General features: G+C 62.6%; 11 protein-coding genes. 2 read left to right on the top strand and 9 right to left on the bottom strand.

What is annotated here, in order from left to right; all coding sequences use genetic code 11:
- Nucleotides 1-85: 85 nt before the first annotated feature.
- The gene (gene uvrC / locus KMAL_RS00260) at nt 86-2023 is read right to left on the bottom strand and encodes an excinuclease ABC subunit UvrC (RefSeq protein WP_275399300.1); all 1938 of its coding nucleotides are present in this window, start codon (nt 2021-2023) and stop codon (nt 86-88) included.
- A gap of 422 nt (nt 2024-2445) precedes the next feature.
- On the opposite strand from uvrC, the gene KMAL_RS00265 reads away from it, so the two are divergent.
- On the top strand, nt 2446-3240 hold the full coding sequence (locus tag KMAL_RS00265) for an exodeoxyribonuclease III (RefSeq protein WP_110093766.1): 795 nt from the start codon (nt 2446-2448) through the stop codon (nt 3238-3240).
- 122 nt (nt 3241-3362) lie between these two features.
- On the opposite strand, the gene KMAL_RS00270 is transcribed toward KMAL_RS00265, so the two are convergent.
- A complete protein-coding gene (locus KMAL_RS00270) occupies nt 3363-4079 on the bottom strand; it encodes a response regulator transcription factor (protein WP_003620373.1) in 717 nt (238 codons plus the stop codon).
- A 232-nt stretch (nt 4080-4311) separates the two neighbouring features.
- On the opposite strand from KMAL_RS00270, the gene KMAL_RS00275 reads away from it, so the two are divergent.
- Nucleotides 4312-4767, top strand: coding sequence for a L,D-transpeptidase family protein (locus KMAL_RS00275; RefSeq protein WP_408887870.1), 456 nt, complete (start codon nt 4312-4314; stop codon nt 4765-4767).
- A 15-nt stretch (nt 4768-4782) separates the two neighbouring features.
- Here KMAL_RS00275 and KMAL_RS00280 read toward each other — a convergent pair whose 3' ends face one another.
- The 7 genes from KMAL_RS00280 to KMAL_RS00310 all read right to left on the bottom strand — a co-directional run bounded on the left by KMAL_RS00280 (nt 4783) and on the right by KMAL_RS00310 (nt 15714).
- Entirely contained in the window at nt 4783-6618 is a 1836-nt protein-coding gene (locus tag KMAL_RS00280; RefSeq protein WP_110093768.1) for a cation:proton antiporter, read from the bottom strand.
- Nucleotides 6619-6761: 143 nt separating this feature from the next.
- Nucleotides 6762-8057 carry an RsmB/NOP family class I SAM-dependent RNA methyltransferase gene (locus tag KMAL_RS00285; RefSeq protein WP_110093769.1) on the bottom strand — a complete coding sequence of 432 codons (1296 nt, stop codon included), beginning with the start codon at nt 8055-8057 and terminating at the stop codon, nt 6762-6764.
- Nucleotides 8058-8087: 30 nt separating this feature from the next.
- On the bottom strand, nt 8088-9590 hold the full coding sequence (gene guaB, locus KMAL_RS00290; RefSeq protein WP_110093770.1) for an IMP dehydrogenase: 1503 nt from the start codon (nt 9588-9590) through the stop codon (nt 8088-8090).
- 153 nt (nt 9591-9743) lie between these two features.
- Complete coding sequence (locus tag KMAL_RS00295; protein ID WP_110093771.1) at nt 9744-11315, bottom strand: SpoVR family protein; 1572 nt, start codon at nt 11313-11315, stop codon at nt 9744-9746.
- The gene (locus tag KMAL_RS00300; RefSeq protein WP_110093772.1) at nt 11312-12622 is read right to left on the bottom strand and encodes a YeaH/YhbH family protein; all 1311 of its coding nucleotides are present in this window, start codon (nt 12620-12622) and stop codon (nt 11312-11314) included. The genes KMAL_RS00295 and KMAL_RS00300 overlap by 4 nt, the downstream gene beginning before the upstream one ends.
- Nucleotides 12623-12648: 26 nt before the next feature.
- The gene (locus tag KMAL_RS00305; protein WP_110093773.1) at nt 12649-14595 is read right to left on the bottom strand and encodes a PrkA family serine protein kinase; all 1947 of its coding nucleotides are present in this window, start codon (nt 14593-14595) and stop codon (nt 12649-12651) included.
- A 333-nt stretch (nt 14596-14928) separates the two neighbouring features.
- On the bottom strand, nt 14929-15714 hold the full coding sequence (locus tag KMAL_RS00310) for an MBL fold metallo-hydrolase (RefSeq protein ID WP_110093774.1): 786 nt from the start codon (nt 15712-15714) through the stop codon (nt 14929-14931).
- Nucleotides 15715-15717 lie beyond the last annotated feature (3 nt).

Consider the following 15717-nt stretch of genomic DNA (forward strand, 5'->3'; position numbering starts at 1 on the left):
AGCTATATCCAAGGACAGCGCGAAACAAAAACATCTATAACGCTGGTCTGCCCGCTCATTTGCTCACATCTGCATGACATGAGGGTCATTCCCCGGTCCACTCGGGATGGAAAAAACCGTATATTGTCCGTGCCGTATCCCGGCTGATGCCCGGTGCGGATTCCAGTTCCCCCAACCCCGCCTGACGCACGCCCCGCGCTGAACCGAAGCGGTTCAGCAAGGCACGCTTGCGGGCCGGACCGACACCGGGAATATCATCGAGTTCGGATTTGACCAATGTTTTTGACCGCCCCGCCCGGTGGGTCGTGATCGCAAAGCGGTGGGCTTCGTCACGCAGGCGCTGCAGATAGTACAGCACCGGGTCGCGCGGGGGCAGCTGGAACGGGGGGCGGTCTGCGGTATGGAACCACTCGCGCCCGGCATCACGGTCGATGCCCTTGGCAATCCCGACCAGCGTCACATCCGTCACCCCGAGTTCGTCAAGCACCGCGCGCACGGCCGAATACTGCCCCGCGCCACCGTCGATCAGCAGGATGTCGGGCCAGTCGTCAGGTCGCGTCCCCTCCTCGCGGTCGCGCATGGCGCGGCTGAAACGTCGCTCCAGCACCTCGCGCATCATGCCGAAATCGTCGCCCGGCGTGACCGGCCCCTTGATGCCGAATTTGCGATAGGCCCGTTTTTCAAAACCTTCCGGTCCCGCCACCACCATCACGCCATAGGCATTCGTTCCCATGATGTGGCTGTTGTCATAGGTTTCGATCCGGCGCGGCGGCGCGGGAAGATCAAACAGGTCAGCCACGCCCTGCAGCAGGCGGGCCTGTCCCGCTCTTTCCGCCAGCCTGCGTTCCAGCGCTTCGCGCGCGTTCAGTTCGGCATGTTCGAGCACCGCGCGTTTTTCCCCGCGTTGCGGATGGATGATCTCAACACGCCGCCCCCGGCGGAGTTCCAGCGCACGGGTCAGCAGTTCATTATCGGAAATGGCGTGGTTGACCAGGATCTGGCCCGGCGGGGGCTTGTCGTCATAAAACTGGGCAAGGAACGCGGCCAGCACGTCCGCTGCATCCTCGTCACGGGCATGGCTGGGGAAAAAGGCGCGGTTGCCGTTGTTGCGGCCGCCGCGGATGAAGAAGACCTCGATGCACGACTGCCCCGCGATCTGCCAGATGGCGACGATATCGGCATCCGACATCGTGGTCGGATTGATGACGCTGGCGTCCTGCTGCATGGCCGACAGGCCGCGGATACGGTCGCGGATGGCGGCCGCGCGCTCGAACTGCAGCGCCTCTGCGGCTTCTTCCATCTGCTGGACCAGTTCTTCGTGCATGCGCGGGTTCTTGCCGGACAGGAAGTCGCGTGCCTGCTGGACCAGGTCGCCATAATCCTCCTGGCTGATCATGTCGACGCACGGGGCGGAACACCGGTGGATCTGGTGCAAAAGGCAGGGCCGTGTGCGTGATTTCAGCACGGAATCCGTGCACGAACGCAGCAGGAACGCCTTTTGCAGCAGGTTCAGGGTCTGGTTGACCGACCAGGCGGAGGCGAACGGCCCCCAGTAGGATGCCCCCTTGACCGGCTTTCCCCGGTGTTTCGCGATCTGGGGGAATTCATGACGGTCGGTCAGGATGATCCATGGATAGCTTTTGTCGTCACGCAGCAGGATGTTGTAACGCGGCTGCATGCGCTTGATGTAATTGGCCTCCAGCAGCAGGGCTTCGGCCTCGGTATGGGTGGTCACGATCTCCATGTATGCCGTTTCCGACACCATCCGACGCAGCCGCTCCGGCAGGCGGTTGATCTGCGTATAGGACGTGACCCGTTTCCTGAGCGCCAGCGCCTTGCCGACGTACAGCACCTCCCCCTTCCGGCCGAGCATGCGATAGACCCCCGGTGACAGGGGCATGGTCTGCAGCGCCTTCTGGATTGCGGCAACGCCTGTCAGTGGCGGATCCGCAGGTGCATGGGCGTCCGAGGGAGGGGCAGCGGGGGCGGATGTCGTGGCGATGGTCTTCTCGTCCGGGGTCATTGAAAATCGTTCATCCACCGATCTTGTGGATAAGTCTGTGGAGCAGAGGCAGAAAAAATCATGCGCATGGCGGTTTTCCTCCCCTGCCCTTGGATTGCCCAAAAAAACATCACAACGCATAACCTATTGATATAAAACAACTATGGGTGGATGCTAGGCGCCGGGCATTCAACAGGGATCGCAACTTGCTGGAAAACAATGATGTCAAGCCCTCGGGTGAATAAAATTCACCCGAGCAGGCCCGTTCCGCGTATTTCGAGGTTTTTGCATGTGATTTCAAGGCTTCTTCGGGATCCGTTCTGCTTTCGTACGGTGCAGGATAGCCTGCGTGGTCGCGACCCATACGTTTTTTTCGGGACATGTTCGTCCCGCATATCGCGAATTGCCCTTGTCAGGGTCGGGGCAATGGGTAATGCACCCATATGCGTATCGTGACATGGAATATCAATTCGCTTCGCCTGCGGATGCCCCTGCTGGAACGGCTGTGCGGGGAAAACCGGCCCGACATTGTCTGCCTGCAGGAAACCAAGGTGACCGATGACCTGTTCCCGCTGGAAGCGGTGCGGGCGCTGGGGTTTGACCATGTGTGCTTTCGCGGGATGAAAAGCTACAATGGCGTCGCGATCCTCAGTCGCCAGCCGATACGGATGCTGACGGACATGCCGGACTGGTGTGGCAAGGGCGATTGCCGCCATCTGGCCGTGCAATACGGCGAAGGCCCGGATGCCATCATCGTGCATGATTTTTATGTGCCGGCGGGTGGCGATATTCCTGACCCGGTGGAAAACCCGAAATTTGCCCACAAGCTTGCATTCGTTGAGGAAGCCCGGGCCTGGTTCGCGCAACGCGATGTCCGACGGACGGTGGTGGTCGGTGATCTGAACATCGCACCGCTGGAGCATGATGTCTGGAGCCACCGGCAGCTTCTGAAGATCGTCAGCCATACGCCCGAGGAAACGTCACGCCTGCTGGCATGGCAGGATAGCGGGTTTGTCGACGCCATGCGGCATTTCGTTCCGCCCGGGGAGAAGCTGTATACATGGTGGTCGTACCGCAACCGGAACTGGAGTGTCTCCAACCGTGGGCGGCGACTGGATCATGTCTGGGTAACGCCCGACCTGGTGCCCGCGCTGCGTGACATGTCCGTGCTGCGCCCTGCCCGCGATTGGGAAAAGCCATCGGATCATGTGCCGGTGATGGTCGATCTGGCGATATAGGGGCGTAAAACGCGTATCCAGGGCTGACACGGTCATCCCGCGCGCCGTGTTGTGTGCCCATGACTGCGCCCCGTGCGGTGAAACGTCCGGGACATTTCACCGCATGGCATCAGGCGTAAGGCTCAGGCCGCGCTCTTGCCGCCTTCGGGATCAAGGCGATATCCGCCACCTTCGGTGACGAGCAGCGTGGCGTTGGTCGGATCGGGTTCGATCTTCTGGCGCAGGCGATAGATATGCGTCTCGAGTGTATGGGTCGTCACGGCCGCGTTGTAGCCCCAGACCTCGTTGAGCAGTACCTGGCGCGGCACGGGACGCGTTCCGGCGCGGTACAGGAATTTCAGGATCGCCGCTTCCTTTTCCGTCAGGCGGATGCGGCGGTTCTTTTCCGTCTCCTGCAGCAGCTTGGCCGAAGGGCGGAAAATATACGGACCAATGGCGAAAACGGCGTCCTCGCTGTTTTCGAAGATGCGCATCTGCGCCCGCAGCCGCGCCAGCAGCTCCGCGATACGGAACGGCTTTGCCACATAGTCGTTGGCGCCGGCATCAAGCCCGCGCACCACATCCGTTTCATCATCCGAGCCGGTCAGGATGATGATCGGGATGCGCTTGCCCTTGCGCCGCAGGTCGGCACAGAAATCCCGCCCATCACCGTCAGGCAGTGAAACATCAAGGATGATCGCATCGAAACGGGCCCCCGGCGCATTCAGCTTTTCCCATGCTTCAGCGACGGACCCTGCCTCGATTGCTTCAAATTCACTTTCAACCTGCAGCTGTTCAACGAGCATTTGACGTAACGTCTGATCGTCGTCCGCTATCAGAATGGGACGTGCACCCGCCATCGAACCCTCTTTTATAACTTTGTCCGTTCCGAGATTCGGAATCGGTTATTCGACTTTCATGATACGATAACATGTCGCATCAGGCTGTCGCCCAATGATCGCGAAACCATATCCAGCCATACGCAGGCCGGACATAACACACATGCGACCTTACACAGAGAAATTCATGATACGCGCTATTTTGCAATCGAATACCGGTCTGGACGCACAACTGCATTGCATGAACGGGCGGATGCCCGCCACCATCGGCGCGGCCGGCGTCGTCGCCCATAAAGTCGAGGGAGATCATGGCACTCCGGTCGGAACCCTTCCGCTGCGGCGGGTTTTCTACCGTGCCGACCGGGTCGCGGCACCTGCCTGCCACCTGCCGGTGGAGCCGATATCGCCGCATGACGGATGGTGTGATGATCCGGCCGATGCCGATTATAACCAGTATGTGATGCTGCCCCATGCCGGGCGGCATGAACGCCTGTGGCGTGAGGATCACGTTTACGACATCGTGGTCGTGCTGGGATACAATGATTCGCCGCCCGTGCGGGGACGCGGCTCCGCGATTTTCCTGCACCTTCCCCCCGCAGGCGGTCGCCCGACCGAGGGCTGCATCGCGGTGCCGGAAGCGGAACTGCGTCGCCTGCTGGCAATGGGCCTGTCGGAAATCGAGGTCCTGCCCCCTGGCGTGGCACCCTGACCCCGTATTCCCCTCCTATGCCGTCGTCGGGGGTAATGCAGGCGCTGCCGCGGGCTGAGGCTGGAGCATGATGACCATGTCGCCTTCCGCGGCTTCGGCCTCGATCTCATCCTCGGCGGAGACGATCCATATCGCCACTCCCTTGCGGATGACCATGAAAACCAATGACTGCCCGCCGGTGATGTCATTTTCCTGCAACGGGTCTGTTATAACATGGCAGTGAAAGCGCCATCCCCTGTCAAAAAGGGAATCGATCATGGAGAAATTCCATGACGGTTCCCCCAGCACCTTGCCCCGCGATTCCCGGCTGACGCCGCGGTACAGGTCCAGGCGCGCGATCCCCGGACTGACCTGGAATACGCGCTGGCGCCCGAAATCCGGTGCCAGTCGCGCGCAGACCAGTCCGTTATAGATTGCGTCGGGCGTCGCCGCGATCAGGTAGTCCGCCGGCCGTTCCTCCAGCCTTTCGAGCCCCTCTTCCGACAGGAGTTCCGCCTTCAGGGTCGGTACCCCCTGGCGATCGGCCTTCTCCAGCGCCCCGGAATAGGTATCGACCAGTACGACCGGTATGCCCTGCTGATGCAGGGTGGTGGCAAGGTTCGTGGACCAGGCATTGGCCCCCATGATCGCCAGCGCGGGCTCATTTGAAAGCGTCAGGCCCAGATAGCGCGCCAGCGGCCGCAGTGAAAAGCCATGCAGGATCATGGTCGTGGCGATGACGGCGAACACGGCGGGTGTGATCAGCGCGGCGCTGGGATCGCCCGCGTCACGCAGTTGCAGGCCCGCCGCCCCCGCGACGGCGGCGGCGACGATCCCGCGCGGCGCGATCCAGCCGACAAACAGGCGTTCCTGCCATGACATGTCGGAACGGATGGTGGAGAGGAAAATGCCAAGCGGCCGGACCACGAACAGCACCGTCAGCGTCAGCGCGATGATGGGCAGCGAGAGTTTCTGCAGCACGTCACGGTGAAGGTCGGCGGTCAGGATCACGAACAGGCATGACACCACGATGACACCAAGGGATTCCTTGATGCGGCGGAGTTCGGACATGCCCACGACATTCAGGTTCGCAAGCGCCATGCCAAAGACGGTTGCCGCCATCAGGCCCGTGCTGGCCATGACCAGGTTGCAGATGGCGGCCATGCTCATGGCGAACGTCAGGATGATCGGGATGCGCAGGATTTCAGGCAGGAGGTCGCGGCTGGAGAGGAATTTGACCAGCAGTGCGGGAAAGATGCCGCAGCCGATGGCGAACATGGTGCTGAACAGCAGATGCGGCCAGATCTCCATTGCCGCAAGGGAGACATCGCCCGTCGGTGATGGCTGCAGCAGCAGGAATTCCATGACCAGGGTGGCAAGGATCGCCCCGATCGGATCATTGACGATGGCTTCCCATCGCAGGAAGGCCGCGACCCGTGGCCGCAGCTTGGTATGGCGCAGCAGGGGCAGGACGACCGTTGGGCCGGTCACGACGATGATGGCGCCAAACAGCCACGACGTGCCCCAGTGCAGGTGACCGACGAAATGCGCGGCAAGCGTGCCCAGCACCCAGTTGATCGGCAGCGCCACCGCCGTCAGGCGCAGCACCCCTTCGCCCGAGGTGCGCCATTGCCGGACATTGAGCGCCAGCCCCCCCTCGAAGACGATGAAGGCGACCGCGAGCGAGATCACCGGATGGAAATACCCGCCGATCGTGGCGGACGGGTGCAGCAGGCCAAGGCCCGGGCCATAGATCAGCCCCAGCGCGAACAGCAGGACAATCGCTGGCAGGCGGAACCTCCATGCGACCCATTGCGCGGCAATGCCGCCGCCCAGAACGCATAGAAGTCCGATTGCCAGGTTATGCTGCATATCCGTGTCCCGTATCGTTATGTCCTGTCGGGAAGCCCAGTGGCGCAGCCGGAAACAAGACAGGGTTACGCCGTATCGGCGCGTATGAAGTCAGGCCGGCCGCATGGGGCGGGTGTGATATTATCAGGAATGAAAAAATCCCGTCAGGCGGTGCGTTCCATCACGGCGGTAAAAAAGCCGTCCGTTCCGTTGCGCAATGGTGAAAGGCTCATCTGCCCTTCCACCAGCAGGCCTTCGGGCATCCCCCCCTCGCCTGCCGGCGGCGTCGTCAGCCGGAACGCGGGATTGCGCTGCACGAAGGCTGCGATCTGGTCACGGTTTTCTTCATTCAGGATGGAACAGGTGGCATAGACCAGCCGCCCGCCCGGACGCAGCAATGTCGCGGCGCGGTCAAGGATGTCTGCCTGCTTTTCCATCAGTTCCAGCAGATCCGTCTCCCGCAGGCGCAATCGCGCATCCGGGTTGCGGCGCCATGTGCCCGTGCCCGTGCACGGTGCGTCCACCAGCACGCGGTCAAAGCTGCCCGCCCGCCTGCGCGCCCATTTGTCGCCCGTAATCAGCAGGTGACGCTCCGCATTATGGACGCCAGCGCGTCGCAGGCGTCGCACCGCGCCCTCCAGGCGCGGTTCGGACACATCGCAGGCGACGATATGGCCACGATTGTTCATTGTCATGGCCATCGCCAGCGTCTTGCCCGCCGCCCCGGCGCAGTAATCCAGCACCCGCATCCCCGGCTCGGCCCCCACGGCGGCGGCGACGAGTTGGCTGCCTTCATCCTGTATTTCGACAAGCCCTGCACGAAAGGCCGCCGTGGAAGTGACGGGCTGGCGTCCCGCGACCCGCAGCCCCCATGGCGACAGCCGGGTGTCTTCGGTGATGATCCCTTCTTCCGCCAGTGCGATGCGCGCGGCCTCCCGCGTGGTCTTGAGCAGGTTGGCGCGCAGGTCCAGCGTTGCCTCCCCCGCCATCGCCGCCAGTTCCGCATCGGTCTGCGCGCCGAAGGTCGCATCCAGTCGTGGCAGCAGCCAGTCGGGAACCTCCAGCCGTACGGCCCGCGACATTTCGGGATGTTCCATCGACTTGCCCCGCAGGAAGGCGCACAGGGCGCGTTCACGCTGGTCAAGGCGGGCGGGGGCATAACGCTCCCCGCTGAACAGTTCCTCTGGCGTCATCCTGTCCTGTCGCGCCAGCACGACAAGCGCCAGCACCAGGGCGCGTGGCGTGACCGGGACCTCCGCCCGTTCAAGCCACCAGCACAGGTGCCGCCAGTGGCGCAGGATATCCCAGACCCGGCCCGAAATGGCCCGGCGGTCCCCCCCGCCGATATAGCGGCGTTCGCGGAAAAACGAATTGGCGACAGCATCGGCGGGCCGGTACGGCGTGGCCTCCATCGCGGAAATAAGGTCGATGGCGGCCGACAGCCGTGCACTGGGGGTCATGGAACTGTAATCGCTTTTTTAATGATACTGTCAGTCCTGCCGGTAATTCGGCGCTTCGCGGGTGATGGACACGTCATGGACATGGCTTTCACGCAGGCCCGCCCCGGTGATGCGGCGGAAGCGCGCGCGCTGCTGCAGGTCGGTGACGGTGGCGGAACCGGTATAGCCCATGCCCGCGCGCAGGCCGCCAACCAGCTGGTGGATGACCGCGCCCATCGCGCCCTTGTAGGCGACGCGGCCCTCGATCCCTTCGGGCACCATCTTGTGGGTGTCCTTGATTTCCTGCTGGAAGTAGCGATCGGCCGAACCGCGCGCCATCGCGCCAAGGCTGCCCATGCCGCGATAAGACTTGTAGGTGCGTCCCTGATACAGGAACACCTCGCCGGGGGCTTCTTCCGTCCCGGCCAGCAGGGAGCCGATCATCACCACGTCGGCACCCGCGCCGATGGCCTTCACGATATCGCCGGAGGTCCGGATGCCACCGTCGGCAATGGCGGGGATGTCGAGTTCATGGCACGCGGCCGATGTTTCCATGACGGCGGAAAACTGCGGCACGCCCACGCCGGCGACGATGCGGGTGGTGCAGATCGATCCCGGCCCGATGCCGATCTTCACGCAGTCCGCACCCGCCTTGATCAGCGCGCGCGCGGCTTCCGGCGTTGCGACATTGCCCGCGATGATCTGGATATCCTCCCGGATGGCCTTGATCTTCTCGATGGAGGTCAGCACCCCGCGCGAATGGCCATGGGCGGTATCGACCACGATCACGTCCACACCGGCGTCAATCAGTTCGCGCGCGCGGGTCAGTCCGTCTTCGCCCACGCCGGTGGCGGCCGCGCACAGCAGGCGGCCAAGTTCGTCCTTGTTGGCGTTGGGGTGCATCACCGCCTTGTCCATGTCCTTGACGGTGATCAGGCCGACGCAGCGGTCCTCGTCATCAATGACCAGCAGCTTTTCGATGCGGTGGCGGTGCAGCAGTTGACGCGCCTGATCGCGCGCGACGTCCTGTCGCACGGTGATCAGGTTTTCACGCGTCATCAGTTCATACACGCGCTGCCCCGGGTCGGTGGCGAAGCGCACGTCGCGGTTGGTCAGGATACCCACAAGGCGGTTGGTGTCACGTTCGACCACCGGCAGGCCGCTGATGCCGTGGCGCGACATGATGGCGTTCACCTCCGCCAGGGTCTGGTCGGGAAAGACCGTGACGGGATTGACGACCATGCCGGATTCAAAACGCTTGACGCGACGGACCTGCTCGGCCTGCTGCTCGATCGTCAGGTTCTTGTGAATGACGCCCAGGCCGCCGTTCTGCGCCATGGCGATCGCCATGTTGTCTTCCGTCACGGTGTCCATGGCGGAGGACACAAGCGGGATGTTCAGTTCGATCCGGCGTGTCAGACGGGTTTTGGTCGATGTTTCCGACGGCAGGACGTTGGATTCGTCCGGCACCACCAGCACGTCATCAAATGCCAGGGCTTCGCGGATGCGATCCTCGATACGGGGAATGGAAACCGGTTTTGTCGTGGAAGACATGCTGCAGGAACCTCATCAGACAGTGGAGGGTCCCCAGTGCCGCGGGTACCCGACCGTTGGCGCACCCTCATAAGCCGTGAATCGGGGCCTTGCAAGCGTTGTGCGCTTCCTTCGGCCCGGATTCGGTCCAAAAAGAAAGATCACCCGGTGCAATCAGCGCCGGACGCCCCCGCGACCCGTCGCGTCATGGGTGGCGAGTACCGTACCGTCCTCCGTGTCGCGCTCGATCAACTGCACGCCATATCCCCACAGGTCCGCCATGTGCTGCAGGGTCCTGCGCGCATCTTCGGGATGGAACTGGTGCCCGCGCGTCGTGCGGTGTTCCATCGTCAGCAGTCGGTCGGTGTGCATGTTGGCGCTGACGATCTCGATTTCCGCATTCATGCTGGCGGGGTCATGGTTCTGCGCCACCGTGCGGCGGATGTCGCGATATCCCGCATCGTCATGGATCGCATCCACCAGCAGGTAGGGCGCGGACGTGTCGTCATGGATGCGGAACATGCGGAACCTGCGCATCACGGTGGGGGACAGGTACTGCAGGATGAAGCTTTCGTCGCGGAATTCGGCCCAGGCGTGCTTCAGCGTCTCGACGGGGCGGTTGTTGCCGGCGATATCGGGGAACCACGCGCGGTCTTCGTCGGTCGGGGACGTGCAGATGCGCGCGATGTCGCTCATCATCGCGAAGCCCAGCGCATAGGGGTTGAAGGACGGACCACCGCCCGCGTCAAAGTCGGGCTGGGTGATGACATTGCTGGTGGAATGGATGGCCTCCAGATACGATGCGTCGTCAATGCGGCCGTTTTCATGCAGGCGGCGCATGATGTAGTCATGCACCCATGTTGCACAGCCCTCGTTCATCATCTTGAGTTGCGGCTGGGGATAGAAATACTGCGCGATCATGCGCACGATGCGGATGACCTCACGCTCCCACGGGGCGAGCAGCGGGGCATGTTTTTCAAGGAAGTAGAGCAGGTTTTCCTCTGGCAGGCCAAGGCGGCGGCGCAGCGGGTCGTTCAGTGCCGTATCGGGCTGCTGCTCCTCGTCCACGGGCACGGTGCGCCACAGGTCGTTGAAGGTCGCCTCCTCATGCAGGCGGCGTGCCTCGGCCCGGCGCTGCTCGCCGCGCAGGTCTAGCCGCCTTGAGCCTGAATGGCGATGTACCCCCTGCCCCTGCAATGCGTGGGCGGCGTCAAGGATGCGCTCCACTGCCGCGATGCCGTGGCGTTCCTCGCACTGGTGGATGTAGCCACGCGCGAATTCGAGGTAGTCGAGGATCTCCGACGCGTTGGTCCATTCGCGAAACAGGCGGTTGTTGTGGAAGAAGTGGTTGTGGCCGAACGCGGCATGCGCGATCACCAGCGTCTGCATCGTGGCGGAGTTTTCCTCCATCAGGTAGCTGATGCACGGGTCGGAATTGATGACGACCTCGTACGCCAGCCCCATCATGCCCCGGCGATAGGCATTTTCATGGGCGATGAAGCGCTTGCCCAGCGACCAGTGGCGATAGCCAAGCGGCATGCCATGGGCGGTATAGACATCGAGCATCTGTTCGGACGTGATGATCTCCAGCCGGTTGGGATAGGTCGTAAGGCCAAGCTCCCCTTCCGCGATCTCCGCCACCGCATCGTAGCAGTCGCGCAGGATTTCGAAATTCCAGTCGTTTCCCTGATACAGCAGGCCAGGGCGTGTCCCCGCGGGCGGGGATATGGGGCGAAGGTCCATCATGCGTGTTCTCTTTCAGGCTGCTGCGAGAAGAGGTCGCGAAAGACAGGGAAGATGTCCTTGCGTTCGGCAACGCGCCGGACCGCAAGGTGGGGCACATGGGTAGAAATGTCGTGGTAGGCACGCCACAGGTCCGTCTGTCCCCGGATGACCGCGCCGGAGGCCGAGACCTCGATATAGGCGAAATACTGCACGTTCGGCAGGATCTCATCGCTCAGCAGCGTGCAGGCGCGCGCCATGTCCGAAGGCAGGTTGTCGCCATCGGACACCTGCGCGGCATAGATGTTCCAGCTATGGACCGGGTAGCGGCGTTTCTGGATTTCCGCCATCAGTTCCAGCGCGGAGGAGACCAGCGTGCCCCCCGTGCTCGGGTCATGGAAGAACGTGTTTTCATCCACCTCCTCCGCCCGTTCGGCATGGCGGATGAACACGATGTCAAGCGTGCGGTAGCGCCGTTCGAGGAAGACATGCAGCAGCGCGAAGAACTGCTTGGCAAGGTCCTTCATCCGTTCGGTCATGGAGCCGGACACATCCATCAGGCAGAACATCACCGCGCGCGTCACCGGCTGCGGCACGACGGCATGGCGGCGGTATCGCAGGTCCACCGGGTCCACCCACGGAATACGCGCAAGCCGGCGCTGCATGGTGGCGCGCTGCTCACGCAGCAGTTGCAGCTCCTCGAGTTCACCCACGCCCAGGGGGCGCTGTTCCTCCAGCGCCGCGATGCGCTGCTCGAGCCGCACCATGTCATCGGGGCGCGGGCGGCGCAGGCCGATGCGCCGGGCGATGGAACGGCGCATCGTGCGCGACAGGTCCAGTTGCGAGGGAGAGCCCTCGTTGCTCAGCCCTGCGCGCATCGGGGCCGTCGTCTCGGTTGTCGAGAGTTCACGCTTGATCAGGTCGGGAAGTTCGAGGTCATCAAGGAAAAGGTCGAGGAATTCCTCCCGGCTCAGGACAAAGCGGAAGCTGTCCTCGCCCTCCCCGCTTTCCGACGGGCTGCCTTCGCCGCCGCCATTCCCGCCCTGCCCCCCGGCCGGGGGGCGCTGCAGCTTGTCGCCGCGGCAGAATTCCTTGTTGCCCGTCAGGATGAAGTGACGGCTGCCCCCGCTGAAGACCCGGTGGAACGAGGGTTCGTGCAGGGCGTCCGCCGGGACGGTGACGCTTCTGTCATGTCCGGTCTCCTGTATGCTGCCGTGCGCGATGGCCTCGCGCACGGATTTCTGGACGGCGTCGCGGGCGCGTTCGATCACGCGGCGCCGGTTCTCGATATTTTTCCCATGGGGATTGGAACGTCTGTCAATGATGTCCACTGCGCATTACCACCATGTTCCATGTGTCAGGCGGACTGCTTGACCCGCATGTACCATTCAACCAATCGACGGACCTGGCGTTCCGTGTAACCACGCGCAATCATGCGCCCCACGAATTCATCGTGCTTGTGCCCGGTCTCCCTGTCCTTCTTCGACCCGAAGCTGATGACCGGCAGCAGGTCCTCCACCTGGCTGAACATCCGCTTTTCAATGACGTCGCGGATTTTCTCGTATGACGTCCATGACGGGTTGCGCCCGGCATTGTTCGCGCGTGCACGCAGGGCGAATTTCACGACCTCGTTGCGGAAATCCTTGGGGTTGGCGATGCCCGCGGGCTTTTCCGTCTTCGTCAGTTCGGAATTGAGCAGGTCGCGGTTGAGCATCTGCCCCGTGTCGGGATCCTTGAAGTCCTGGTCCTCGATCCACGCATCGGCATGTTCGAGGTAACGGTCGAACAGGTTCTGGCCATAGTCGTTGTAGCTTTCCAGATAGGCCTTCTGGATCTCGTGCCCCAGATATTCGGCATAGCGCCCGGCAAGTTCGGACTTGAGGGTGGCGAGGTACTGGGCCTCCACCTCCGCCGGGAACTGCTCGCGCCTGATGGCCTGTTCCAGCACATACATCAGGTGGACCGGGTCGGCCGCGATTTCCGTCGGGTCATGGTTGAACGTCGCCGACAGCACCTTGTAGGCAAAGCGGGTGGAAATGCCGTTCATCCCCTCGTTCACGCCGGCGGCGTCACGATATTCCTGCATCGTGCGGGCCTTGGGGTCGGTCTCGCGGATATTTTCCCCGTCATAGACCCGCATCTTGGCGAACTGGGTGGAGTTGGGATGCGGCTTCAGCCGCGACATGACGGCAAAGCGCGCCAGCATCTCCAGCGTGTTGGGCGCGCACGGGGCGGAGGAAAGGCTGGATGTGTCGATCAGCTTTTCATAGATCATCGCCTCCTCGCTGACGCGCAGGCAGTAAGGCACCTTGATGACGCAGACACGGTCGAGGAAGGCTTCGTTGGAGCGGTTGTTGCGGAAGGTCTGCCACTCGGCCTCGTTCGAATGGGCAAGGATCACGCCGGTAAAGGGAATGGCGCCGATATTTTCCGTGCCGACGTAATTGCCCTCCTGCGTTGCCGTCAGCAGCGGATGGAGCATCTTGATGGGGGCCTTGAACATCTCCACGAATTCAAGGATGCCCTGGTTGGCGCGGTTCAGCCCGCCGGAGAAGCTGTAGGCATCGGGGTCGTTCTGGCTGTAATTTTCCAGCTGCCGGATGTCGACCTTCCCCACCAGTGCGGAAACGTCCTGGTTGTTGTCGTCACCCGGTTCCGTCTTGGCGATCGCGATCTGGCGCAGGCGGGAGGGATGGAGCTTCACCACGCTGAAGCGTGACAGGTCGCCATCGAATTCCTCCAGCCGCTTGATGGCCCACGGGCTTGCAATGCCCGTCAGGAGGCGGCGCGGGATGCCATACTGTTTTTCCAGTGCCGGCCCCATGCGTTCGGGATCGAACAGGCCAAGCGGGCTTTCAAAGACCGGGCTGATGTCGCGCCCGGCCTTGAGCGCATAGATCGGCTCCTTTTCCATCAGCGCCTTGAGCCGTTCGCCAAGCGACGACTTGCCGCCCCCTACCGGCCCGAGGAGGTAAAGGATCTGCTTGCGTTCCTCCAGTCCCTGTGCCGCGTGGCGGAAGAAGCCGACGATCTGCTCGATCGTTTCCTCCATGCCGTAGAAATCTGAAAAAGCAGGATAGATCCGCACCGTGCGGTTCATGAAGATGCGCGACAGGCGTGGGTCGCGCGATGTGTCGATCGTCTCGGCCTCTCCGATCGCGCGCAGCATGCGTTCCGCCGCCGTGGCATAGCAGGAGGGATCGGCCCTGCAGTGTTCGAGGTAGTCGGACAGCCCCATTTCGACTTCGCGGTGTTCGTCGCGCATTGCCGTCGCAAGGGAGAAGACATTGAACTCATTGGCCATCAGCAGATTTCTCCGAAATCAGCAGGGTTCGGGGTGAACCGGAGGATGAGTATGCGTCGTATCTTTTGCGTGTACCCCTCTCATGCAGGGGGAAGTGTCAGCAACCTGTCATTGTGGTCTGGTGATGATGAACACGACCGATCGCCTGCATGGGCGTGGTATCGTGAGGCCGGGCGGTATTGCCCTGATATAACCTAGTGATTTCGTCACCCCGTAAACAGCGGGTCCCGATTTTCAGGATCGGCCCGTCTGTTTACGCTATCGCCGTGGATGTGCCGGATTCAACCTAAATCTTTGCAATGAACCGTCAGCGGTCCCTGCATCACGCGCGTATCAGGCCCGAAGGACCAGCCCGTCATGCGCGGCCTCGATCCCGTGTGGCAGGTGCTGCTGCATCCATGCCCAGTCCATGTCCGGCCCCATGTGGGTCAGCACGGTGCGGCGCGGGCGGATGCGTTCGCGCCATTCGATCACGCGTTCCAGCCATCCGTGGGAAACGTGGGTCGTGCGCTGGAAACAGCCAACCACCCAAGTATCGACACCGTGGAGGATGTCGAGGGCAGCGTCATCGAGTTCCGCGACATCCGTGCAGTAGGCCATCGTCCCCACGCGCAGGCCAAGGGTCAGGGTACGGCCATGCACCTGCCGGAAAACATGGACATCCATGCCCGCGATCGTAACCATGCTTCCGGCTTCGATGACATTGGGCGTCAGGACCGGGCGATAGAAAGACGGCGGCGTCCATGGGCGGAAGACGTAATCGAAGCGCGTCACCAGTTCGTCAATGACATCGCGCGTGCCATAGGCGGGAATCGGGCATCCCATGATGCGGTTGATCGCCCGCAGTTCATCAAGTCCCGCGATATGGTCCGCATGGGCGTGGGTATAAAGGACCGCATCGACGCGTGATATCCGCTGCGCCAGCAGCTGGGCGCGCAGGTCCGGCCCCGTATCGACCAGCAGCGCGTTGCCTGCGTCATCACGCAGCAGCACAGATGAACGCAGCCGCGTGTTGCGCGGCTCACACGGGTCGCATTCCCCCCACTCCCCCGCCCCGTCCGGCCCGCCGACCATCGGCACGCCAGCGGAGCCACCGCATCCCAGAATGGTCATTTCCATCGT

Origin of the sequence: Novacetimonas maltaceti, assembly GCF_002906255.1 — a bacterium.
Taxonomy (GTDB): domain Bacteria; phylum Pseudomonadota; class Alphaproteobacteria; order Acetobacterales; family Acetobacteraceae; genus Novacetimonas; species Novacetimonas maltaceti.

Coding starts and splice junctions, on each gene's coding strand:
- KMAL_RS00305 (WP_110093773.1), bottom strand. CDS start 14,595: ATGGCCAATGAGTTCAATGTCTTCTCCCTTGCGACGGCAATGCGCGAC.
- uvrC (WP_275399300.1), bottom strand. CDS start 2,023: ATGACCCCGGACGAGAAGACCATCGCCACGACATCCGCCCCCGCTGCC.
- KMAL_RS00280 (WP_110093768.1), bottom strand. CDS start 6,618: ATGCAGCATAACCTGGCAATCGGACTTCTATGCGTTCTGGGCGGCGGC.
- KMAL_RS00310 (WP_110093774.1), bottom strand. CDS start 15,714: ATGGAAATGACCATTCTGGGATGCGGTGGCTCCGCTGGCGTGCCGATG.
- KMAL_RS00275 (WP_408887870.1), top strand. CDS start 4,312: ATGCCCGCCACCATCGGCGCGGCCGGCGTCGTCGCCCATAAAGTCGAG.
- KMAL_RS00270 (WP_003620373.1), bottom strand. CDS start 4,079: ATGGCGGGTGCACGTCCCATTCTGATAGCGGACGACGATCAGACGTTA.
- KMAL_RS00295 (WP_110093771.1), bottom strand. CDS start 11,315: ATGATGGACCTTCGCCCCATATCCCCGCCCGCGGGGACACGCCCTGGC.
- KMAL_RS00265 (WP_110093766.1), top strand. CDS start 2,446: ATGCGTATCGTGACATGGAATATCAATTCGCTTCGCCTGCGGATGCCC.
- guaB (WP_110093770.1), bottom strand. CDS start 9,590: ATGTCTTCCACGACAAAACCGGTTTCCATTCCCCGTATCGAGGATCGC.
- KMAL_RS00285 (WP_110093769.1), bottom strand. CDS start 8,057: ATGACCCCCAGTGCACGGCTGTCGGCCGCCATCGACCTTATTTCCGCG.